The following is a 26,230-nucleotide window of genomic DNA, read 5'->3' on the forward strand; positions in this document are numbered from 1 at the left end:
AGGTCTTTATGTTTTACCTTTGCGATGTCAATTTTTATTCCAAACTCGGTGAAAAACGAAACTATTTATATTCTTGCTATAGAATCTTCTTGCGACGACACTTCTGCTGCTATTTTAAGCAATAAAAAAGTGCTCAGTAATGTAACGGCCACTCAAAAAATTCACGAGGAATATGGGGGTGTTGTACCTGAACTTGCCTCACGGGCTCACCAACAAAACATTGTTCCTGTAGTACACCAAGCTTTGGATAAAGCAAATATCGACAAAAAACTAGTATCTGCCATAGCTTTTACGCGCGGTCCTGGATTGATGGGTTCACTTCTTGTTGGAACCTCGTTTGCAAAGTCGCTTTCGCTGGGTCTGAACATACCTCTAATTGAGGTAAATCATATGCAAGCGCACATCTTAGCCCACTTTATTGAAGGGCAACCAGATGGTGCTCCAGAGTTTCCTTTTTTAGGAATGACTATAAGTGGCGGGCACACGCAAATTGTATTGGTCAAAGATTATTTTGATATGGAAATATTAGGAGAAACTCTTGATGATGCCGTGGGTGAAGCATACGATAAAAGCGCCAAAATTCTTGGCCTACCCTACCCTGGCGGCCCATTGGTAGACAAATACGCTCAAGAAGGAAATCCTAAAGCTTTTCTTTTTCCCAAACCGAAGGTTGATGGACTAAACTTTAGCTTCAGTGGTTTAAAAACAAGTATTTTATACTTTGTGCAAAGGGAAACTGCGAAGAATCCTGATTTTGTTCAAGAAAATTTAAAAGATATCTGCGCATCCATCCAAAAAACAATCATCAATATTTTGATGGACAAGCTTAAAAAAGCAGTTGAACAGACCGGAATTACACAAATAGCCATTGGAGGTGGCGTAAGTGCTAATTCAGGGATTAGAAATGCACTTAAAATGGCTGAAAAAAATAGAGGATGGAAAACTTTTGTTCCAAAATTTGAATACTGTACGGATAATGCGGCTATGATCGGTATTGTAGGCCACCTTAAATACCAACAAAACAAATTCGCAAAGCAAGATGTTTCCGCTAAGCCTCGTTACGTTTTATCTTCTAAATAAATGTGTGTTTAAATCTGAATCGCTGATTCTCTTGTAAATTTTTACCGTTCAAAATTGTTTATACCTTTACCCTATGCAACTATTTTATAATCCGGATTTAGACAAGAGTATTTCGCAATTTACCTTTTCCCAAGAAGAAAGCAGACATATTGTAAAAGTGCTGCGCAAAAAGGAAGGTGACATACTGCATATAACAAACGGAAAAGGCTATATTTTTGAATCTGAAATTTTACTTGCAGATCAAAAGAGATGCAAGGCCCAGATTGTTTCCACCGCAAAAAAACATGCAAAGACCCATTGGTTGCACATAGTAGTGGCGCCAACCAAAAACAATGACAGGTTTGAATGGTTTCTGGAAAAAGCCACTGAAATAGGCGTGAATGAGATTACACCTATATTCTGCGAGAGGTCAGAAAGAAAAGTAATAAAAAAAGAACGGCTGGACAAAGTAATTCAATCTGCCATGAAGCAAAGCTTGCGCAGCTACCTACCTAAGCTTAATGACGCTATTTCTTTTAAGGATTTTATGGAACAGGAACAAAACGGACTCTTATTCATTGCACATTGTGAAGAGGAAGAGAAAGTAGATTTAAAACGAAGAGTAGCACCGGACAAAGACATAACCATTCTGATAGGCCCAGAAGGTGATTTTTCGCAAAATGAAATCAGTAGCGCTTACGAGAAAGGCTTTTTACCCGTTTCTTTAGGTGAATACAGGCTTCGCACCGAAACGGCAGCAATAGTTGCCTGTACCACCGTAAATATGATTAACAACGGGTAGCTAGGTAATTAGCTACCTAAGGAGTTCTGTTTTACTGGCTGCGGTTATATCATATACCCCATTTACCATTAAAACAATAAGATTCAGTTTTTCGTCCTTTTCAACTGCGGTAGGTATTTTCATAGAAGATATCCCCTCCAAATCCTCTATTATAATTCTCTTTTCCGCAACCACAATATTATTATTCGCTAAAGTTTTATTTCTGTTTTCACCTCGTTTAACAACTGTAGTCCGTTTATCCAGAACTAATACAGCTCGGAGACTTTTGTTTGCAATAGCGCCGTTAAGCTTATAATTAAAAGATACAGATTCCTTTTCTACCTTCACATTACTTAGCGTTATCTTATTCTCTGCTTTAATAGCCCCGTATTGCGCTATTGCTGCTTTCATTTTAAAAGAGCTAGACCCTACAAAATGGGCTTTGCCGTTTACGACTACCTGAGGTGTATAATTACTTTTGTTTTTAAATTTGATGTTATACTTGCGTTGTTTTTCTGCGTACTCAGGATTGCTAAATGGGTCTTTCCAACCTATATAATTCCAGTAATCTACATGATAAGACAAGGCGTAAACTAAACTTCCATAATCATCTTTTGCCTGCTGAAGCAATACGTCAGCTGGCGGACAACTAGAACAACCTTGCGAGGTGAAAAGCTCTAAAACCACAATAGGCGCGTTATCCTCAGAAGCTTTTGATATTATTTCTTTTTTCGACTTAAAATTAACTTTGAAAGCCATAGTTACACCACCAATTAAAACAATACAAATAAGAGCGATTCGTTTCCCCACCATAATTCATACATTTGAGTTATTATTATTTAGTTCGCTCACAGATGAAACAACTTACGTATTGCTTGGCAATTTTAACCCTGGTTACAGCACAACTACAAGGGCAAGAAGTAGCCATTTTAAAATATAATGGTGGTGGAGATTGGTACGCCAACCCTACTGCTTTGCCTAACCTCATTAAGTTTTGTAATGAAAATGCAGGTACTGAAATAAACGAAAAGCCACAAACTGTAGAAGTAGGCAGTAGTGCTATTTTTCAATATCCTTTTCTACATATGACAGGTCATGGCAACGTGGTTTTTTCTGACGAGGAAGCAGAGAATTTAAGAACTTATCTCTTTTCTGGTGGGTTTTTACATATTGACGACAACTACGGTATGGCTCCTTACCTAAAGAAAACACTAGAAAAAGCTTTTCCAAATAACACTTTAGAAGAACTAGGTAACGACCACCCTATTTTTAAGGAAGTTTTTAAACTTCCGGAAGGTTTACCAAAAATTCATGAACATGACGGCAAACGTCCTCAAGCCTTAGGCCTTTTTCACGAAAATAGACTTGTTCTGCTATTTACAATGGAAAGTGACCTAGGCGATGGCTGGGAAGACCCATCAGTCCACAATGACCCCAAAGAAATAAGAACCAAAGCATTGCAAATGGGTGCAAATATTATGGTGTACGCCTTTAAAAACTAACTTAAAACCAAAAATTAAGCTCATAATGAACGCAAAAACGATTAGTCAAGGAATTTTACGCTCAGTGGGGATTATACTCGGTGTAGTTCTCTTGCTTTATTTTCTATGGATGATTCAGTCCGTTATAGCATATTTAGCAATAGCAGCAGTAACCGCTCTCATAGGAAGGCCTGTTGTCTTTTTTCTAAGACGCAAATTAAAGCTGCCAAATACCTTGGCGGTTATAATTACAATGGTATTGATGGTTAGTATTTTAGCTGGGATTATTGCGCTATTTGTGCCTTTACTAACTGAACAAGGCAAAAATCTTTCTTTACTAGATATAGACCAACTGAAGCTTAACTTAGACTCGTTACATGACCAAATTGTTAGTTTTATTGGTACGGCTCCAAACGTAGTGGATGAAATCATTGAAGAAACCGATTTTGAAAAGACTATTGTAGATAGCCTAAATATAGGATTTATACCAAATTTTCTTAACTCGTTTTTAGATGTGCTCAGCACAGCTAGTATTGGTCTATTCTCTGTTTTATTCATCTCTTTTTTCTTCTTAAAGGATAGCAACCTTTTACAAAGTGGCATCTTAGCTTTTGTAGGTAGTGACAGCGAAAAAAGAACCGTACATTCTATTGATAAAATCAATAATTTACTATCAAGATATTTTGTTGGACTTCTTCTTCAAATTTTTATTCTGTTCGTAATTTACACCATAACACTGTTTATTGTTGGCATTGAAAATGCTATTGTAATCGCCTTCTTATGTGCACTGTTTAACATCATTCCATACATAGGTCCGATCATTGGCGCAGTGATCATGGTGGTACTCACAATGACCAGTAATTTAGGGATGGATTTTAGCACCGTTATTTTACCAAAAGCAGGGTACGTTTTAATAGGGTTAGCCGTTGGACAATTAATAGATAATTTCTTTTCTCAACCCCTTATTTTTTCAAATAGCGTGAAGTCTCATCCGTTAGAAATTTTCCTTATTATCATCATTGCCGGTTTACTCTTTGGCGTAGTAGGAATGGTCGTTGCTGTACCCGGATACACAGCGATAAAGGTGATTTTAAAGGAGTTTTTATCCGAAAACAAGCTTGTTAAGTCACTCACAAAAAGTTTATAGTTTTAGTTTGAATAAAAACATATTACATACTGGTGTACAGAAATTTATACTAAAAAATTTGAATACTGACATCATGTCAGTATTGCTAAAAAAACCTATTTTTGAGGAGATTTCCAATCGCGAACTTACCGAGCAGCTTGAAGCCCGTAAAAAGTGCGAAAAAAAACTTCCTACTTGGTTCTCATCATCAAACATCTACTACCCCAACAAGCTAAATATTGAGCAAACATCTTCTGAAATCACGGCCCAATATAAAGCCGAATTAGTTAGCAAAAAATCACTTGTAGATGTCACCGGAGGACTAGGTGTGGATAGCTACTTTTTTAGCCAGAAAATAGACCAAGTTCACCACTGTGAATTAGACCAAAATCTATCTGAAATTACGACTCATAATTTTAAAATTCTGGGTATTGACAATGTGAATACCCATGCACAAAATGGATTGGATTTTATCAAAAATTCAAAATCAAATTTTGACTGGATTTATATTGACCCGTCCAGAAGAGATGACTCCAAAAAGCGCGTTTTTTTATTGTCCGATTGTCTACCCAATGTGGTCGAAAATTTAGACTTGTTATTTTCAAAATCAAAAAATTTATTAATAAAAACAGCTCCGCTTTTAGATATTACCGCTGGAATAAATGAGTTAAAATATATAAAGGAAATTCATGTTGTGGCCATAAATAATGACGTGAAAGAAGTGCTATATATTTTACAAAGAGATTACACCGGAAGCATCGCTATAAAAACAGTAAACAAAACCTCACAACAAGATCAGGTTTTTGATTTTAAATTAGAATCTGAAAAAGAGGCTGTTTCTCAATTTTCAGAACCACTCACCTATCTCTACGAACCTAATGCAGCTGTTTTGAAATCCGGAGCGTTCAAAATTTTAGGCAAGGCGCTACAATTGAAAAAACTGCACGTAAACACTCATTTATACACCTCAAACCATCTCATAGACTTTCCTGGACGAAGGTTTAAAATAGAAAGCACATTCCCTTACAACAAAACTTCTCTCAAAAAGGCAGAAATCAAAAATGCAAATGTTACTACACGGAACTTTCCAGAGAGCGTAGCTACCATAAGAAAGAAGATGAAAATTAAAGATGGTGGGCAGATTTATCTATTTTTCACAAAAAACCTTGCCGAAAACGTTGTAGTTCTAAACTGTACTAAGGTATAAATAACACTTTATCGATGCTTTTTGTTTGATTTTGTTAGTTTTCAGCTTTATTATTTTAAGAAATTATTAAGTAAGAAAAATGAAACGGGTGATTTTTTCCACATCATTAAATAGCGCTAACCGTCAGAAAATCAACGTTAAAGAATACTTAAAGAAATTAGTAGAGACTCAATTCAGATACACTTCAGCAGCAAACATGTTAATATCATATTAAAAAAAAATCGCTTCTCTTTTTTCCATAATGTTATTATTATTACTTTTATTTTTTGATTTCCTTAACAGTTTAGAGGAAATTGAGAAATTAATAACTAACAAACAACACTCACACTATGAACCAAAGACGCGATTACAAATCGTTAAGGTCCAAGAGCAAAATCTCTACTCTCGGAATTGGGCTTTTTTCAATGATGATTTGCGCTGGGCCACAAACCGCCTTTGCAAATTCAAGTTCAGACCTTAAAATTGAGGTTAAGGACATTTTTCAAACTACTGTATCTGGAATAGTTTTAGACAGTGGTGGTATTCCACTGCCTGGAGCAAATGTTGTGGTCAAAGGAACCACCAACGGAACTCAAACAGATTTTGATGGTAATTTTACATTAGAAGTAGAAGATGATGCTATCCTAGTTATAAGTTACCTAGGTTTCGTTACAAAAGAGGTTGCCGTTGACGGACAATCTACTATCAACATTACATTGGCTGATGATGCAGCTGCGCTAGACGAAGTTATCGTAACTGGTTACCAAACGGAAACCAAACGAGAAACTACAGCTGCAGTTTCTATCGTAAAAGCAGAAGAATTGGCTGCAATTCCTTCTGGTAACGTAGAACAACAATTACAAGGTAGAGTTGCTGGTGTAACTGTTATAACTAATGGTCAACCAGGAACTACGAGCCAAATTAGAATTCGTGGTTTTGGTGCTTTTGGAGGTAACGAACCTTTATATGTGGTTGATGGACTACCTGTATCAAACACAGAATTCTTAAACCCGGATGATATTGAGACCACAACGGTCTTAAAAGATGCTGCCGCTGCTTCTATATATGGAGCAAGAGCTGCTAACGGTGTTGTAGTATACACTACAAAGCAAGGTAAAAGAGGAAAGCGCAAAACTGAAATGACAGTAAATATATCTAGTGGTGTTACCGACCCTAATGTTGGCGGAGCACTAGAAATATTAAGTCCTCAAGATCAAGCAAGGTATACCCACATAGCGTATGAAAATGATGCAGCTGTGAGTGGTGACCCTGTTGACTACAGGCATCCACAATATGGCTCAAATGCTATTGCCACTCTCCCTGACTATTTATATGCAGACGGAGTGAGCGGAGCATCTGCTAGCCAGGTGAATCTTGCCCAGATACAATCTAACTATGAGAATGATCCTGATAACACGTTTTTAATAAAGCCAAACCTTGCAGGTACTAATTGGTATAAGGAAATTACTAGAATTGCTCCTATTAGCAGGTTTTCTGTAGGCTTTGATGGTGGAACTGACAATGGTAGATTTTATTCTGGTATCTCCGGACAAAACCAATCAGGTATTTTACTTGAAAACGAATTTGTACGTTACACAGCTCGTTTTAACTCAGAATGGGACATAGCTCCTTGGTTGAGTATTGGTGAAAATTTCCAAGCCACTTATCGTTCTGTAACAGGAGGATTCGGAGGTAACGGGGGTATCGGAGGAGCAAATTCAGAATCTGTTATTCTGTCTGCAATACGTATGCCTTCTATTATTCCAGTATATGATGAGTTTGGCAGTTTCGCTAGTACCAAAGCTGCTGGTTTTGGTAACGCTCGTAACCCTGTTCGCGTTTTAAAAAATGATAACGGAGATGATAAGGCTTATGCTGTTGGAGGAACAGGAAACATATATGTTCTCTTAAAACCTGTTGATGGTTTAACTATTAGATCAAGTCTTGGAGGAACCTATTCTAATTCTCATTATAATTCCTATTCCTACAAGTATTTAGGAGATTCTGAACCACAAGCAAGTAATGGTTACAGTGAAGGTAGCAACTACTTCTTTAACTGGACTTTTACCAACACTGCTAGTTATGACAAATTGTTTGGCAAGCACCGTGTAAAAGCTTTAGCTGGTATAGAAGCGTTGAATACTGGTGTAGGAAGATCTATAAATGGTTCTGGTATTAATCCGTTTTCTACAGATCTTGATTTTCAAAGTTTAAGTGTAGTTCAAAGTCCTGTTGTTAATAGCAACCAATTTAAAGGGGTGAACTTTTATTCTTTGTTTGGTAAGTTAGATTACAGTTTTGACGATAGATATTACATTACAGGTGTTCTACGCCGTGACGGATCTTCCCGTTTTGGAGAAAACAATCGTTATGGTGTGTTTCCTGCGGTGTCTGGAGCATGGCGTGTAATTGCTGAATCTTTTATGCAGGATCAAGATGTTGTTAGCGACTTAAAATTTCGTGCTGGTTGGGGGCAAATGGGTAACTCAAACAACGTAGACCCAAATAACCAATATTCACTTTACGCATCTGATAGGTCAAGTACTTTTTATCAAACTAATGGTCAAGCATCTGGTACTGATGAAGGTTTTGCTGCAAGCCGTATTGGAAATCCTGATGCCAAATGGGAAACCAGTACTACATTAAATATAGGTTTTGACGCAAGTTTCTTCAATAACAAACTAGAATTTATTTTTGACTGGTGGCAAAAAGATACGGAAGATCTTCTATATCAATTGCCTTTACCCGGTGTTACAGGAAATTATGCTAGTGCACCTTCTGTAAACATAGCAACCATGTCTAACAAAGGGGTAGATTTTGAAATAGTTGGTAGAGGTAACTTTACTGAGGATTTCTCTTTTGAAGCTCGAGTAACAGCTGCTTTTCTTACCAATAAAATAGAAGCACTGGCTCCGGGTCTTGATTTTTTTGACGGTCCTTCTGTTAGGGATATCGTAGCTACAAGAAATGCTGTAGGACACTCTCTTTCTTCTTTTTATGGTTATAATGTAACGGGCTATTTTAATAGTCAAGCTGAATTGGATGCAAGTGTTGATGTTGTGCGTGATGAAGCTGGTGTTGCTGTTCTAAATCAGAATGGTGAGACTACCGTTGCTTTGGATGCTGAGGGCAAGCCTATTCCAGCTCAAGATGGACAAGGTTTAGGCCGTTTCAAGTATGAAGATATAAACGGAGATGGCAGAATAACTGCAGACGACCGTAAATTTCTTGGTAGTCCTGTACCTGATTTTACTGGTGGTTTAACGCTTAATTTTAAATATAAAAAACTAGAGTTTGAAACCTACTGGTATACATCCATTGGTAATGAAATCTGGAACCAAACCAAATGGTATACTGATTTTTATGGCGTATTTGAAGGTTCTGCAAAAGGTCCGGCAGCTTTTAATTCTTGGACTCCTGAGCTAGGCAATAATGCGCAAGTACCAAGATGGGAAAGTGCTTCTAACTTTAGTACTAACACTGTAGGTAACTCCTGGTATGTAGAAGATGGTAGCTACCTTAGGTTGCAAAGACTTTCTTTTTCTTATGATTTTAGAGGAGACCTTACTGATAAATTAGGGTTGACTAAACTTAAAATTGGTCTTTCTGCCAACAATATATGGACATATACAAACTACAGTGGTATTGATCCAGGTGTAGGTGGTGGTGCAGATACCAACTTTGGTATTGATATAGGTAACTATCCTGTAGGCCCTCAGTATATGATCAATTTTGAAATTGGAATTTAATTCGTTTACAAGAAGCTTGTAAAGAATATCTGTTACAAATCGCATTTTAAAAATATAATATGAAAACAAATAAGAATTCAAAAAAGCTGGCTATAGCTATGGTTGCACTGCTCGCGTTAGGCGTGTCCTGTAGTGATGAGTTTTTGGAAATAGCCCCAACGGGTTCCTTAGCTGATGCTCAAGTAAGTACTAGTGAAGGTATTGATGGTCTTTTAATTGGTGCCTATTCAATGATTAACGGAAATTTAGGTGGCAACCGTGGTTCTACTCCTAATCATTGGCTTGTAGGGTCTGTGCTTGGTGGGGATGCTAATAAAGGAACCGATCCTGGGGATGGCGCTGCATTGGCTACTTTTCAAAGATTTCAGGCAGATGCAACTTTTAATGAAATAAATGGTTTATGGACTGCTCGTTACGAAGGTATCAGTAGATGTAATACTGTTTTGAGCACTGTTGCTAAAAGCAGTGAATCACTTCCTGCTGAAAAAGTAACCGAGGTTAATGCTCAAGCTAGAATGTTACGCGGTCATTTTTATTTTGACCTAAAGAAAAACTTCAACAATATTGTTGTTTTTGATGAAACGGTACTCCCTACGGATATTGTTTTAATACCTAATGATGGTGATGCTTGGGCACTGATTGAAGCTGATTTTCAGTATGCTTATGACAACCTTCCTGAAACCACAGATGCAGGTAGAGTAAATAAATGGGCCGCGGCATCTTATATGGGTAAGGCTAAATTATATCAAAAAAAGTATGCGGAAGCCAAAACATGGTTTGATGATGTAATTGCTAATGGCGTTGCTTGGAATGGAGAGAAGTATGCTCTTCTAGATGATTATGCAAAGGTCTTTAACGCTGCATTTGACAATCATGTTGAAGCTATTATGGATGTTGAATCTTCCAATGAAACAGGAAGTGTAAGAAATTCAAACTGGTTTGATGATTTAAACTATCCTTACCTTACCGGTAATGAAGGTCCTGGTGATTGTTGTGGATTTTTTCAGCCTAGCTTTGAATTAGCTAATTCGTTTAGAACTGGTGCTGATGGACTCCCTTTACTGGATAAATCATATAACCTCCCCGCTAATGAGGTGAAAAATGATATGGGTGTTGCTACAGTGGACGATTTCACTCCAGATGCCGGTCCATTAGATCCAAGAATCGACTTTTCAATAGGTAGAAGAGATATTCCATATTTAGGATGGAAACCTCACCCAGGACAAGCTTGGATAAGAGTACAGGCTTATGGTGGTCCTTATTCCCCTAAAAAGTTTGTCTACTATGCTGACCAAGAAGGCACGCTTACCGATGCTAGTTCATGGACACGTGGTTATGCCACTATGAATTACCCAATCATCCGTTTTGCTGATGTGCTGCTTATGGCTGCTGAAGCAGAAATAGAAGCAGGAACATTGGAAAATGCAAGAACCTATGTAAATATGGTACGCGCTAGAGCAGCTAAATCTGAATTTTGGATTAAAAACGAAGATGGATCTGATGCAGCTAATTATGTTATTGAAGAATACCCTGCTGCTCAATTTGCTAGCAAAGAATCTGCTACAGAAGCAGTTCGTTTTGAAAGAAAACTTGAATTATCAGGTGAAGGGCATCGTTTCTTTGACTTAGTTCGTTGGGGCGTTGCGGCTGAAGAGATCAATGACTACCTTAACTATGAGGTGCAATTCTTACAGTCAGCTTATTCCGGAGCCAGTTTTACTGCAGGCAAAGATGAGTACAGAGCTATTCCTCAAACACAGCTTGATTTACAGCCAGGTGTATTACAACAAAATCCTGGTTATTAATATATAAGTTTAATTACTTAAAAAAGCTGCTCTAACGAGCAGCTTTTTTTGTTTATATTCAAACCTTCTTGCATATTTGTAGACTACCATATTCCAAGTGTCAAATGAAATTAAAAAACTCGTTCCCAACAATACTATTTTTTGTATTTTCTACTGTGTTTCTACTTTTTACAAGTTGTAATAAAAAAGCTTCAGCTACAAGGTTTATAAGTGTAGACCAAAACGATTCCAAACTTATTTTCAATAATAAACTAAGTGAAAATGATTCTATAAACATCATGGACAACGAGTTTGTTTATAACGGTGCGGGCGTTGCTTTAGGTGACTTAAATGGTGATGGTTTTGACGATATATTCTTTGCTGGTAACCAAGTTGAGAACAAACTTTTCATTAATCTTAAAGAGCTTAAATTTAAAGATGCTACAGAAGCTGCCCTTATAAGAAAAACAGATTCGCTACAATGGTCTTCCGGTGTATCGATCATAGATATTAACGCGGATGGCAAGTTGGATATTTACATCTGTAATACTTTCAGAAAAACTGATATTCAAAGAAAAAACCTGCTATATATTAATCAGGGTAACAATACACAAGGTATTCCTGAATTTAAAGAAATGGCCGAGGATTACGGCGTTGCTGACGACACCTACTCATCTCATGCACAATTTTTTGATTACGATAATGATGGTGACCTTGATTTATTTATTGGAGTAAACCAAATTGAAGGTATTGACCCAAGTGATTTTAGACCTATTGAAGATGATGGTTCATCTATGAGCAAGGACCGTCTTTATGAAAACACATGGGACTCAACCCTCAATAAACAACACTTTGTAAATGTATCCAACAAAGCGGGCATTAAGTTTCACGGATATAGTCATAGTACTTTAATACATGACTTCAACAGCGATGGCTGGCCAGATATTTATGTGGCAAATGATTTTTTAAGCAGTGACCTGATTTACATAAATAATCACGACGGTACGTTCACGAATAAAGCTCGCGACATATTTAAGCATTTTAGTTTTTCTTCGATGGGGAGTGATGCTGCGGATATTAACAATAATGGTAATCTTGAGTTTTTCACCACTGAAATGCAGCCCTACTACAACAAAAGAAAAAAACTATTTCAGGGCCCTAGCAATTACCAAAAAGAAATATTTATTAAAAAATACGATTACGAAAAGCAATATGCACGGAATACGCTTCAAACTAAACTAGGAACCAATCCAGAAACTAATCTTCCTATTTATGGTGAAATAGCAATGCTTACAGAAACAAAAGAAACTGACTGGAGTTGGGCTCCTCTATTTGCTGATTATAATAATGACGGGCTTCAAGACCTTTTTATTACCAATGGATTTCCTAAAGATGTTACAGATCGAGATTTTGGGGATTTCAGAGCTAGTTCAAGTAGATTATTAAGTAAAAAGAAACTACTGGCAGCCATACCAGAAATAAAGATACCGAACTTTATGTTCAGTAATCATGGAAATTTAAACTTCGAAGATAGCACTAAGAATTGGGGCTTGAACATGCCCACCTACTCTACTGGGGCAGCTTACGCAGACCTAGACCATGACGGAGATTTAGACCTAGTGGTAAGTAATATAAATGACAACGCTCTGCTACTCGAAAACAAATCCAACGAATTTTCGGAATCTCAACACTACCTAAGAGTTAAATTAACAGGTCAGAAAGAAAACATTAGTGCTATTGGCGCATATGTTGAAATTTTTGCAGATTCATTACATCAAAAGAAATCCCTTTTATCTGGGCGTGGATACCTTTCTCAACCGGAACTTACTTTTCATTTCGGATTAGGAGATAGAAAAAAAATTGATAGTCTTTTAATCAGTTGGCCAAATGGAAAAAGCCAAGTAGTTAAAACTACTGTATTAGATTCTGTCCTAAACATTGCATACAACCCAAAAGAGACAAGGAATCTCAAGAGCAATACGATTGAGTATAAAACTACCTTTGAAAATGTTACTGAAAATTATAATTTAGAGCATCTTTCTCAAGATCATGACTTTATTGATTTCAACTTTCAAAGTACCCTACCACATAAATTCTCTCAATATGGCCCTTCTCTTTCAGTGGGAGACGTAAATGGTGATGGCTTAGATGATATGTTTGTTGCTTCAAGTAGAAATTTTAAAGAAAAATGGTTTATTCAAAATTCAAATCAGACTTTTAATCAAATCGAAGTAGGATATAAAACATCGGACAAGCTTGAAGAAGAAGATGCTGGAACGTTGCTTTTTGATGCGGACAATGATGGAGATTTAGATTTATTCATTGCTCGTGGTTGTGCCCAGTACCCCACTGGTCACGACTATTACCAAGATATTCTAATGATTAATGATGGAAAAGGAAGCTTTTCTCAATCTGAGGAAGGCCTTCCGGACATGAAAACTAATTCCTCTACAGTTAAAGCTGCCGATTTTGACCGTGATGGAGACCTAGACCTTTTTGTTGGAAGCAGAGTTCTCCCTTTTTCATACCCCAAGCCAGATCGTTCATACATCTTAAGAAATGACAGTACTAAGGAGCATGTTAAATTTACCGATGTAACGACAGATATGGCATCTAGTCTTGAGTTCCCTGGATTGATAAGCGATGCGCTATGGACAGATTTTAACGGTGATTTTTGGCCTGACCTCATTCTGGCCGGAGAATGGGCTCCGTTACGTTTCTTCCGAAATGAAAATGGAAAATTAATTGAAATTACGGATAACACAGGTGTATCTAATTATTCTGGCTGGTGGAACAGCTTAGCCGCTGCTGACCTAGACAACGACGGAGACATAGATTACATTGCAGGAAATGTTGGTGAGAATATCAACTTTAAAGGCTCTAAGGAAGAACCTGTACATATATACTCTAAAGACCTTGACCAGAATGGCTCCATAGATCCACTTATCTCCTTTTACTTAAGGGATAGCATCGGTATTAAAAAGGAATATTTATACCATCCTTGGCAAGATGTAACCAAGCAGTACGTAGGTATTAGAAAAATGTTTAATTCCTACGGTGAGTTTGGCGAATCCACACTACCTGAAATGTTTTCTGATGGTCTTTTAGATGATGCCACCGTTGACTCTCTTACCTATATGAAAAGTTCATGGATAGAGAATTTAGGAAATGAAAAATTTAAAATGCACGAACTGCCAGTTCAGGCACAGTTTGCTCCGGTCTATGGGATTCAACCTCTAGACTTTAACGCTGACGGCCTGAACGATATTCTTTTAGTAGGTAATGACTTTGGTATGGAAGTACAGCAAGGGCCTGCAGATGCCTTTATTGGGCTTGCTTTAAAAAATGAGGGCAATGGTAATTTTACACCAGTTTCATTAGATGAGAGTGGTTTCTTTGTTCCCGGAGACGCCAAAGCAATTGTTAATCTTAGAGCGGGTGATTCAAAAAAATTGATTGCTGTATCTCAAAATAATGATTCTTTAAAAGTTTTTAATACGCCTAGGTTGACCCTATTTAAAGTACTTGCTTTACAACCAAATGAGGTAAGGGCGCAAGTAGAATTGCACGATAGTACCAAACAAATGCATGAGTTTTACTGGGGCAGTACATTTCAATCACAATCAGGACGGTTCATAGAAGTTAAAGAAGACTTTATAGAAGTTCGTTTCTATGACAACAATGGAAACCTAACTCGACAAATTAAACCATAAAGAATTATTCTACCAGGCTATTTTCAAGAAGCAATATATCCCAAGGATTTTCTTTATAAACTTTAGCTAATTCAGCAGGCAAGAAGGTAAAATTTAAAGTTGAACAACTTAAGGCTATGTCTATATCTCCGTCTTGATCAAAATCTCCAGAATCTATTAAGAACCATCTACCGGAGAAGTCTTCTTTTAATATTTGAGGTTCAAATTCAAACTTATCTTGACTAATGTTATTCAAATAAACGAATGACATTTCTGAATGTTCTTTATAATCGGGAAAAGTAGAGATTATACCAAAATCTATATCTCCGTCTTGATCAAAATCTCTACTAACACTTCTGGTAGCACCATGTAAAGGATAGAAAAATTCTTCCTTGAAGTTATTAGATCCATCATTTAAATGGATACGTAAACCGTGATACGGCTTAAGCACCTGTGTTTTATCCGCATTATCTCCGTGAACGGTAATAATATCTTGATCTCCGTCATTATCGTAATCTACAATTTCAAACCAACTACTACCATACACTGGACTAAAATGAATAACCTGTTCTGTTTGGAACTCTAAATTTTCAGTTTGATAAAGAATGAACACTCCTTCATTACCTTGTGCGCTCATAACAATAATATCTTCCTTACCGTCTTGATTCATATCTTGAACCACTGCCCTTATAGTTCCAGGTTGATTCAATAATACTTTTTTTTCTAAACTGCCATTTTTAGATTTTACAACTAATGACAAACTACCTGTGAGGTTTCCAAATTCGCAAACCAAAATTTCATCCACGCCATCTTTATTAAAATCGATTACAGTAGTATGAACTGGCCTATGAAAATTTATAGGTAGGGGCTCAACAGTTTTATTTTTTATTGAAAAAATTCTTCCATTCGCTATTTCCGAAGGACTTAAAGACCCTATTGAAGTTACGAATTTTACATCATCCTTTTCTGTATAAGCAGATATAGGACCACTTCCATTTAATAGTTTCTCTAAATTTTTACTCTTCTGATCATACTCATAAATTCTACCTCTTGAATCGGCTACATTCAACTTGCCTTTTTCCGCATCAAATTCAGTAAAGATAATTGAACTCCCTTCCGTACTATCAATGTCTATTAGTTCTAATTTAAAGTTATTAAGTTCGGTCCTTTCAATTTTAGCACCTTCTACTATTAGACTATCTGGGGCATTAGATATTATATATTCATTTAGAAGTTGCCAATCTTCATCTGAAATTTTTGATTTTACGCTATATATACCAGATTTCAGAATAGCACCTTGCTCTTGAAAAGAAAAACCATTAAGTGGATTAAATCCAGAATTCTTTATACCCATTCTTGCTCCCATTTCTGGCAGTACCTTATTTGCCCATAAATGTTTTGGCAAATGTTGAATGTTAGGTAGCTGATGACAACTGGCACATTGTGTCTTAAAAAGTTGAGCGCTTTTTTCTTCCTTATTTTTAGCACAAGAGATTAATAGAAAAACTAAAATTATTAAAACTGCGGAATTTTTCATATTATTAATTACCTCTTCAAATTGTTCTAAATGCATAAAAATCTATTCTTATGAGAACTTAATAAATTTGTCTTTTCAAAATTATTAATCGACATAGAATTACCTTAAATAGAATAATGTGATTATAGTATACTACTGCCGCTCCTGCTTCATAAACCATTCATACAACTCCTCGTTATCATAAGCTTGTATCCATGAATCATGACCTACACCTGGGTATTTAGTAAAGCGAATATCGTAATTCATACTTTTTAATTTTGCCACCATGGTTTCTGATTCTGAAATTGGAATAGACTCATCTTCTTCTCCGTGAAAGACCCACATGGGCATTTTTTTGTCTATCCAAGAAGCATATGGTAGCGGCGTCATACCACAGACCACAGCCATTGCGGCAAACTTTTCTGGATACTGAACGGCCATTTCCCAAGCTGCTCCTCCTCCTCTACTAAGTCCGGTTAAATAGATCCTTTTTTTATCAACTCGGTTATTATCTACAATGGTGTCCAGCAACTGCATTACCGAACGAGTATTCCACCACATTTTCTTTTGTGGATTTTGAGGAGCTAATATCAAGAAAGGAAATTTCTTTCCCCTTTGAATAAGTTTAGGCGGACCATTTCTTTTCACGTAAACCAGACTATCTCCTGACTCTCCTCCGCCATGAAGAAAAAGTAGTAGCGGATATTTTTCTTCGGGATTTTCCTCATACCCTTCGGGATAGTACAGGTAGTAACTATAGTTCTCTTTGATGACCGTTTCTTGCTCGGCATCTATTAACTTATATTTAGATTGAGCGGCACAACCTTGTAGAACAAAACAGAGTAAAAGGAAATATAATTTCTGAAGCATTTATGTATTCTTCTCCGTAAATAGCTATAACGGAATTCATCGGTTAAAATACAATTTAAAAAACTGCGTAAAAAAGAAACGGATGCCTAAATAGACATCCGTTTTTTAATTTATTATTTATTTAAGATTTAACGATAAAGGGTAAAATGCCCAACATAACGTATATCTCTATCATCATTTTGATTCACTACATACCAGTAATCACCAGTTGGTAGTTCCTTACCTTCATAAAGTCCGTCCCATTTGTTTACTTGGTCCAGCTCAGCAACTACCCTACCATAACGGTCATAAATAATTACTTCTATATTTGGGAAGAATTCTCGGTTACCCGGGGCCCAGAAATCATTTTCATTATCACCGTTAGGCGTAAAGAAATTTGGAATCTCTAGCATTCCAGTAAACTCAAACGGAATAACGGCAACTGCCACACAACCATTTTGGTCAACTACGCGAATTTCAACTTCACCACTTTCTGTTGTAGTGTACAATCCTTCGCTTCCGTACGATTGTCCATCAAAGAAAAACTCATAGCCACCAAAACCACCTTCAGCTGTTGCTGTAATTTCATTTGGTCCAGTCTTTTCTGCTATCAATGTTAATGGGTCGTATGCATCAATAGTAAAGTCTACAAAGTTTGTACAACCATTTTCGTGATAGATATACGCAGTATAATTTCCTGGAGTTAAATCTCCCCATGAACGGTCTGTTGTTGCCAATGCCGTAATAGCATCAGTTGGGTCAATAGGATTTAAGGCGAATAACAATTCAGAAACTAAACTTTCTTCTTGCATCTGAACCGAAGCCGTACTGTTAGGAAAAATTCCCTCACAACCATATTGCACTAAAGGAGATGCTGTTAAATCAACCCCTATTTCTATAGGAATGAAAACATTAGTATTACACCCATTAGCGTCTTGTACAAAAACGATATAACCTTCTCCTCCAATTAAACCATTAAAAGATAAATTATCATTTCTCAAGAAAACCTCTGTTCCATCAGAATTAGGACCTACTAAACGAGTCTCATAATATTCGACCATGGTTACTGAGTCTATAAATGGTGTACCACCAGTTACTGTTATTTGCGCAGTACCATCTTCAAAACCTATACAGGTCTCAGGTGTTGTATCAAAATCTGTGATTTCTAATACTGTTGGTTCGGTTACCGTAATTTCAAAAGTTTGCGGACAACCTTCAGCATCCTGTGCCAATACCGTATATGTTGGATTACTAGGCGTATTAGCCGGTAAATCCGTAAATGTATACGTTGTTGGGTTAGCCGGATCACTAAAGAATTCACTTAAGTTAGGCTCAATTGCAAATTGTACTAAACCTCCCGTTCCACTGGTTACCTCCATAGTAATGGTACCATCAGTTTCACCAAAACATGTAGTAGGTGTACTAATACCTGTTATGTTTACTGGTATTGCTGGTGCAATAGTAAATGGCCCTTGAACCTCACCACAATTAGCACGACTGATAACTGAAATCCAGTAACTACCAGCATCTAGGTTTTCGAAAGTTCCGAAATCTTGATCTGCACGGTTTTCATAGGTCGGCATTGTTTCAGCAACAAATGCATCGGTACCCGGGTCTGAGTTATAAATTCTAAACTCATAAATACCAGTACCTCCATTAGCAATCGCCTCTATTCTACCATCTACTTCATAGGCACACGAAACATCAAAAGTAGGAGAGTTTATATCTATACTCAACGCTTCTGCATCAGTAATAGTAATACCGTTGGTCTTAACTGCCAAACAAGAACCTGAACTTCCAACCTTACGAACTTCATAACGATATGATGAACCAATAGTTCCTGGTATACCTGCTGCTATTGGCAGACCATTTGTGTCTGTTCCACTAATAAGAGTCCAAGGTCCACCTGATCCATTCACGCTATACTCATAAGTTCCCCCTTGTGGATTATTCACACGAATCATCATAGTTGCCGCATTACCACATGCAGGAACAGATGTTTGAATTAATGCCGGGTTAATTGGTGGTGGCGGAATTACCGGAATAGGTGCTGACACTACGCCACAACCTAAAGCAGACGCTACCTCAACCGCATACCAACCGCCAGGAATAACTCCTGATGTTCCTGAAAATTCAGGACTGCTCTGGTAACCAGTTGTAGACACAATATTTGTATTATCATTATCTGCTAAGTGTAATAACCTGTATTGATATCCTGCACCGGGCACACCACCAATTGCTCCTGGTGTAGAACTATCTGTTGGGTCAACAGCTAATATTATGGCATCATTTCCTGTAGGACATTCAAGCTCTCTAGTAATAATCGCTTCTACCTCTATATCAGGTACTGAAAATAGCTCCTTCTCTAAAGTATGAGTACAAAGCTCAGCATCCCTTACGGTTACACGGTAATTACCACTTGCAAGGCCAGAAAAAGTAGTGTTGCTTCCATTAGCGGCAAATGTAGCATAAGAAGCATTGGAATGCGGTGTAAAACCACTTCCTACCGTACTCTCATACTCTAACATGTACTCGTAAGGCGCTGCATCCCAACCACCTTGGGTAGTCACTACAATTTCTCCTAAATCATTAGAACAACCAACTCTTCCTACCTCATCCAAATCGGTTATCAATAAATCACCATTTGGAGTGTTTATAGGGGTTGCATTACTGAATACATTACAACCAGCAACTGTTTTATTACTCTCTCGGATAACCACACGATGGTTACCTCCTTCTAATCCTGTTATGATAAAAGGATTTCCGTCTGTAGCTATATCCACAATGCCATTAGAATTTCCAGCCACTGGAGCACCAAATACACCGCCACTAAATCCTGGGTCATTAGATTGGTATACCCAATATTCATATTCACCAGTGAATCCACTTACGTCAATACTTAATTCTCCACTAGTTGTTCCAAAACAACTTACAGCTTGTGATTCTATTATAGCTACTGTTGGCACTACAGGTTCGTCTACAACATAAGCTACAATAGGATAAGTACAGCCTCCAACATCATTTACTCGTAAATTATATTCACCAGCTACCATTGGAAGGTCAAATTCTACAAAACTACCACTTGGTTGTGCTTGATCACCTACTGGTGATACTGAGAAACCTTGATCTTCAATAATAAAGTTGGTACTACCTGTAACGGTTACACGAACTCGTTCAGGATTCTCACAATCCATTGGAGATACTTGAGTAATTGTTGCTGTTACATTATTAGGAGGGTCAATGACCACATCTGCACTAATATACTCACAACCATTACTATCAATTGCATATACATTAAAGGTTTGTTGTAAACCATTATCCACTATCACAAAATCCATAGTATTAAGACTCGTAGTTTGATAACTATCCGTAGCATTAATCTTAAATCCGTAGTCTGCTCCATTTCCTATGCCATTAACGGTGGCAGTTAGTATTGTTGTGCTATATCTATTAGCTCCAACCTCACATAATAACGTACCTGCGGTTGCATTAACGCTGAATACAGGTGGTTCGTTAATAACTACTTCTTCTCTATCATAACAATTTCTATCGGTCACTACTTCTAGTACATAAGTACCTGGAGTTAAACCTAAGAAAGAACCAGAAATATTAGTTTCATCACGAGTTGTAACATCATAATTTGATGGCATGGAGATCAAATCAGTATTATAAAGGTTATATTCTTTTATACCATCTACATCGGTACCTGCAATAATTGATGCAGAAATACTACCATCATTTAAACCATTACAGCTTACATCCGTTGCTCCTGTTTCATCAATATCTGGAGATGTTGGTGCTGATCGAATTATACTGTTCACCGAAGTAGCACATTGGCCTACACCATCACGTACAATCTGATCCTCAATTATTACATCATAAGTTCCAGGAGGAACATTTGTAAAATCAACAATGGGATTGTACACAGTGTCATCACCATCATCAAGAATAGTCATGCTTACTGGGTTACCACCAATATCAAATCCACTCAAAGTGTAATTAAAATTACCACTACCTCCGTCGGTAGTAATTCTTATTGAACCGTCTGCCTCTTCACAATTAGGTTCAATTTCAAAATCACCTGATGCAGTTAAGACTTGATAAACTTCTGCAACACCATCTATATTACAGCCATTTGCATCAATAATATCATAAGTATAAGATCCTACACTGTTTACTGTAAATGTTGCCGTGGTATTAATAGCTGGATCACCAGAATTAGCTACCGTTTGACTAACCCCATTAAGTGTAAACGTTGGAGTGTCAAAATCACCTGGTAAACTAAGTGTAATATCAAATCCCGTTGCAGCAGTAGCTGTTACATCACACTGATTATCAACTACTGGATCGAGCAAAGGTAAATCAGGATTCGTCTGAATAATTGCCGCTGATGTACTAGCTGGACAACCACCTGCATCCATTACCCAGATATCATAAGTAATACCTGTTATAGAACCTACTAATTCTTTCGTTGGCGAACTATCAAATTCTGATGGCGCTGGGGCAACTCCAGGAGCTAACGTACCTTGTTCTACAAATGCGAATTCATAAGGGGCAGTTCCTCCATTTGCTCTAACTGTAATTTGTCCTAAGGCATTACAATTGGCATTTTGATTGTCAATAACGTCTACTCTTGGTAAATTTAAAATTGCTTCTGCTTCAGCTCCGCCACTACAAAAAGTGGTTGTATCCTCAACGGAAATACCATAATGTCCGGCGGGTACTTGAATAAGGTCATTCGTTAGTACTGAATTTGACAGATTTACTTCTTCAATCCCAGTATCAAGATCTGTAATTATTACATTGTACGGACCAGTACCAGATGTAATGGTATATTCTAGTCCAACATTACCATTGTAACAAGTGGCATTATCAATGGTCATGGTTACATTTAATCCTGGCCCATCTGGTAAGGTAATTACTTCTTCATAGATACAATTTGTAACCGTATCCCGTACTTCTACAGTATAAGAAGTTCCCCAAAGTAGACCACTGAAACAATGCTGATCTGGTAAAGCTGGTGCTCCATTTGGAGTTTCCCAAGCTAAAGCCGGATTTTCCAACAAACGAACTTCATAGCTACCGGAAGTACCTCCTGTAATATCAATACATACTGTAGTCCCACCAGGGCTACAAGTAGGTGGTGGTGTCGGATATATTGGGGTAATGTCTAAACTTGCCGAATCAATAGTGAAGGGGTCTATATCATTACATCCTCTTGAATCTAAAACAATTACCTGATAATTTCCAGGGATAAGACTTGGGTCGTTAATTGTAAGTGGAAAATCTATATCTGCAACATTATTTTGTGTGTAGAAAGGATTTCCGAAATTATCTTCAATTACAACAGTATAGTTCTCTACTCCCGTTGTTGGAAGGTCAACTATTACTCCTCCTGATAAATCCCCTGTTGTACAAGTAGCATCAATAGGAGTTACCGTGGCATCTGGTGCGCCTATAGGATCTGTCACTACCGAAACTACAGTTACAGCAGTAACACAATTTCTTGCATCTCTAACTACATACTCGTAATCTCCTGCTGCCAAACCTGAATAAATTGTTTGATCTGAATAGTTATAGGTAATAGCATCACCTGTTGGACTATTTGGATCTAAAGGATTAGACTGTAACTCACCTACTGGAGCAAATACTACCTCAAATGGTGGCACTCCTGAAGATACTGTTGGGATTACCTCAACAAAACCGCTATTCGCATCACCACAACTAGGGCCAACTATTCTATGTGTAGCAGCTATATTGGTAGGTTCTGCGAACGTTAGAGGTTCGGATAAAATACTACAACCATTATTATCTGATACTTCTACAGTATAATCTCCAAACTCCGTAAAGTTCATGGTATAATCGAACGTATTGGAAGTAAGTGGAATTGCCGTATGGGCAGGAACCGCAACTCCATTTCTGAAAATAGTATATGAAGTAGAAGCTAGATTGGTTATATCTCCTCCTGATACCGTAATCTGCATTTCTCCATCACCTCCACAATCTATCTCACGATTCAGGTCAAGACTAACTTGAATTTGTGGCGGTATTCTAATTGCTGATGTAGAAGCTGTACAGCCGTTTGCATCAACGACTTCAATAGTATAGTTACCAGGAACTAAGCCTGTGAAGGTATGTGAGCCCGCAACACCAGGCACTAGGGTACCTCCGTTAATTCGGTATTCATGTGTTCCCAAAGCAGCCGTACCTGCAGTTGATGTCACTGTGATTTCACCATCATTAGTAGCAGAATAACAATAATCTATAGCTCCAGTTGTAATTGTTGGTGCATCAACACTAGTTAATGCAAACGTTGTGGAAGCAGTACAACCTTCAGAATCTATTACCGTTAAGGTATAAGTTCCCTCTTCTGTTAAGTTACCAAAAGTACGTCCTGTTTTTGGTCCTTGCACGGTAGATGCTGTTGGCCATTGTAACTCATAGCGATACCCACCAAAGCCGCCAGTAGCAGTTCCGGTTACCCTACCAATATTATTATTCTGACAACTCATAGCGGTTTCTGCCGCAGTAATACTCAATGGTGACGCCGCTTCTTCTACATCAAAGGAAGTTGTAGAAGTACAATTGGTTTCATTATCTGTTACCGTAATTTCATACGTACCCGCACCTAAGCCTGTTATCGGAATTTCTAAATCAGTACTCGTAGTTGTCCCGGTAATAACCGCAGCAGTAGGAGCTGTTCTATTTATTGTATAGTCATAATCAATACCATAACCATCCACTAAGAAAGCACCGGTACCATCTGTAGCACCTGGACATACGCGCCTGTCTCCACCTGATTTTACACGTGCTCTAATAGTACTAAAACCACCAGTTGTAAAACTTGCAGGATATGTACATCCATTGGCATCAGTAATTTCAAACTGATAAGACGTATCCAAATCTAGACCTGGGAAAACATTACTTGCCTGTGCAGCAGGTAAAGTTGTGGAAGGTGTAGAAGAAATAATTTCATATTGTGCAACTGTAAAAGTTGCTGGTAATACATCTATAGTAACTCTACTTGTTCCTGTAGAACAGTCAAGGTCATCTTGGGCAAAAGTAATAGAAGTAGGAGGTATTGGTTCCGTAATATCAATTGGTGTCAATGCTTGGAAACAACCTGCATCATCCTTAATATAAGGAATATAATTACCTGGTGCCAAACCTGTAAAAGAGGTTCCTGGTTGATACGTACTATTATCTATACTATATTCGTAACCGGTTCCTGAACCGCCTGTAGCGACTGCAAAATCAATTATACCTCCTGCATTTGCGCAGGTATAATCTTGTGTTAACGAAGCGGAACCGCTAAGACCCCCAGCAGAGGTAACGGTAATAGGTCCTAAAGATAGAACACAACTGAATGCACCTTGAGAATATTGAACCTCAACTATAGTATACGTATCATCGGTTACAGGAATTGTTGACGAACTTGTAAACGGGTCTCCTGCATTATTAGTTGCTCTATATTCTAAGTTAAAACCTTTGGGGTCAGTAACTGTAAATTCAACTTTTCCACCACCATTGGTACAGGTACCAACAATATCTGCTGCAGTAACATCTGGGGGAGTTAATTCAGCAACATATTCAGATTTCTCGGCTGTACAGCCTTGATCATCTGTAATGAAAAAAGTGTACGTTCCAGGACTTGTTACGGTATAAGAACTAGTACCTGTAAAATTACCGCCAGAAGTACCAGAGCCGCCACCAGTTACTGTATAACTGTACGTACCAGAACCTCCTGAAGGAGTTACATCTATATCAATACTTGAAATCGTAGAACAGCCAAAACTCATACCATTGGTATCCGTAGCTACTGTAATTGGATTTAAACCCGTACCTACTGTAATTGGATCACCACTTGTATCCGTATATTGTATAGGAGCAGCAATACCATTTGGAATGTCTTCCTTACAATCATTGGTTTCTACCTTTACGGCATAAGTACCTTCACTCACCGCCCCAAATGTGTATGTGTTACTAGATATGGTAGAGGTAAATTCTATTTCCGCACCACTATCATCTAATAAAGTATATACATAAGGTCCAGGAACTTCAGGGTTAATCGAAACATCAATAGTACCTGTTTCTCCACTACAAACAGGATTTGTAAAAGTTACATCAATATCAATATCTACTTGTTCTATCTCTATAGGACCAATTAAGTACTCACAAAGCTCTCCCGGAATATTCAACCTTGCCTGAACTGTATAAGTACCTGCATCCAAAGTAGAAAAAATAGAAGAAGATTGATAAGGTCTAACAATAGCTCCTGCTTCAAGAAGTTGAAATTGATAGCTGTTAGGAAGTCCTGTAATTTCAATTCTACCTGGGCTATTACAAACATAATCTTTTGATGAAATACCGTATGATATGGTACTTTTCTTAACCTTAAAAAAGTATTGTTGCCCATCTGCTACTACACGATATTCTGCACCTGTTGAAGCTGAGATTGCACTAGCATCTAATTGAAACGTGTCTGTTATAGCAACTTCCGTATAGCATGATATATTCGTATTTGGACAATCTTGGTTTATATTAGGACTACAACTGCCTCCTAAAACTTGCCATGATACACTACTATAGGAACCAGAAAGCGAAATAATCTGGTCATCGGAATCTCCACAAAGATTAAATCGTGCCACCGTAGAACCATCCGCGGTACAACCCACTTCTTCATCCGCATTTTGAATGATGGTTGCAAACATTGGTGGAGCGGCAGCAACCTTTTTGGTTGTGCTACTCGTTAATACCTTGTTAGAAATTGTTGTTGCATTGTCTGTGGTTTCACTTTTTACAGTGACCACTTCCTTTACGGCAGAGGCTACTTCATCATAAATTTTGAAAGCCGTCTTGCCTGCAATTGCAGAAGTACAAACTACTGAAAAGGTCATTAACAGTAGAGCGTACAGAATACGCTGTGTTTTTTTTGGGAGCATAGGTTAAGTCATTTTAAAAAGAAAATGAGCGATTTGGGTTGCATCACTTTCTCTCGGGTAATTCT

Annotated in this window: 12 protein-coding genes; 8 read left to right on the forward strand and 4 right to left on the reverse strand. The window is 37.6% G+C overall.

Translation table 11 applies throughout. The features are described from left to right. Positions 1 to 48 precede the first annotated feature (48 nt). Positions 49 to 1,080, forward strand: coding sequence for a tRNA (adenosine(37)-N6)-threonylcarbamoyltransferase complex transferase subunit TsaD (tsaD, locus tag HW347_RS18355; protein WP_214613196.1), 1,032 nt, complete (start codon positions 49 to 51; stop codon positions 1,078 to 1,080). Between the two features lie 73 nt (positions 1,081 to 1,153). Then, positions 1,154 to 1,861, forward strand: a complete 708-nt coding sequence (locus HW347_RS18360; protein ID WP_214613197.1) for a 16S rRNA (uracil(1498)-N(3))-methyltransferase — start codon at positions 1,154 to 1,156, stop codon at positions 1,859 to 1,861. Between the two features lie 12 nt (positions 1,862 to 1,873). Here HW347_RS18360 and HW347_RS18365 read toward each other — a convergent pair whose 3' ends face one another. Further along, complete coding sequence (locus HW347_RS18365) at positions 1,874 to 2,653, reverse strand: DUF1223 domain-containing protein (RefSeq protein ID WP_214613198.1); 780 nt, start codon at positions 2,651 to 2,653, stop codon at positions 1,874 to 1,876. Positions 2,654 to 2,694: 41 nt separating this feature from the next. Here HW347_RS18365 and HW347_RS18370 point away from each other — a divergent pair, with 41 nt between their 5' ends. The 6 genes from HW347_RS18370 (at position 2,695) to HW347_RS18395 (ending at position 14,879) form a co-directional block, all read left to right on the forward strand. Continuing rightward, positions 2,695 to 3,342, forward strand: coding sequence for a DUF4159 domain-containing protein (locus HW347_RS18370; RefSeq protein WP_214613199.1), 648 nt, complete (start codon positions 2,695 to 2,697; stop codon positions 3,340 to 3,342). 25 nt (positions 3,343 to 3,367) lie between these two features. Next, positions 3,368 to 4,468, forward strand: a complete 1,101-nt coding sequence (locus HW347_RS18375) for an AI-2E family transporter (RefSeq protein ID WP_214613200.1) — start codon at positions 3,368 to 3,370, stop codon at positions 4,466 to 4,468. 73 nt (positions 4,469 to 4,541) lie between these two features. Beyond that, on the forward strand, positions 4,542 to 5,654 hold the full coding sequence (locus HW347_RS18380; protein WP_317195328.1) for a THUMP-like domain-containing protein: 1,113 nt from the start codon (positions 4,542 to 4,544) through the stop codon (positions 5,652 to 5,654). A gap of 329 nt (positions 5,655 to 5,983) precedes the next feature. Further along, the gene (locus HW347_RS18385) at positions 5,984 to 9,382 is read left to right on the forward strand and encodes a SusC/RagA family TonB-linked outer membrane protein (RefSeq protein ID WP_214613202.1); all 3,399 of its coding nucleotides are present in this window, start codon (positions 5,984 to 5,986) and stop codon (positions 9,380 to 9,382) included. A 59-nt stretch (positions 9,383 to 9,441) separates the two neighbouring features. Continuing rightward, positions 9,442 to 11,187, forward strand: a complete 1,746-nt coding sequence (locus HW347_RS18390; RefSeq protein ID WP_214613203.1) for a RagB/SusD family nutrient uptake outer membrane protein — start codon at positions 9,442 to 9,444, stop codon at positions 11,185 to 11,187. A 104-nt stretch (positions 11,188 to 11,291) separates the two neighbouring features. Further along, the gene (locus tag HW347_RS18395; protein ID WP_214613204.1) at positions 11,292 to 14,879 is read left to right on the forward strand and encodes a VCBS repeat-containing protein; all 3,588 of its coding nucleotides are present in this window, start codon (positions 11,292 to 11,294) and stop codon (positions 14,877 to 14,879) included. A 4-nt stretch (positions 14,880 to 14,883) separates the two neighbouring features. Here HW347_RS18395 and HW347_RS18400 read toward each other — a convergent pair whose 3' ends face one another. The 3 genes from HW347_RS18400 to HW347_RS18410 form a co-directional block, all read right to left on the reverse strand. Continuing rightward, on the reverse strand, positions 14,884 to 16,431 hold the full coding sequence (locus HW347_RS18400; protein ID WP_214613205.1) for an FG-GAP repeat domain-containing protein: 1,548 nt from the start codon (positions 16,429 to 16,431) through the stop codon (positions 14,884 to 14,886). A gap of 96 nt (positions 16,432 to 16,527) precedes the next feature. Next, positions 16,528 to 17,244 (reverse strand): carboxylesterase family protein, encoded by a 717-nt coding sequence (locus HW347_RS18405; protein WP_214613206.1) that lies wholly within the window; start codon positions 17,242 to 17,244, stop codon positions 16,528 to 16,530. 128 nt (positions 17,245 to 17,372) lie between these two features. Beyond that, positions 17,373 to 26,165, reverse strand: coding sequence for a T9SS type B sorting domain-containing protein (locus tag HW347_RS18410; RefSeq protein ID WP_214613207.1), 8,793 nt, complete (start codon positions 26,163 to 26,165; stop codon positions 17,373 to 17,375). Positions 26,166 to 26,230: the final 65 nt, after the last annotated feature.

Source organism: Zobellia barbeyronii (genome assembly GCF_018603515.1).
Lineage (GTDB): Bacteria > Bacteroidota > Bacteroidia > Flavobacteriales > Flavobacteriaceae > Zobellia > Zobellia barbeyronii.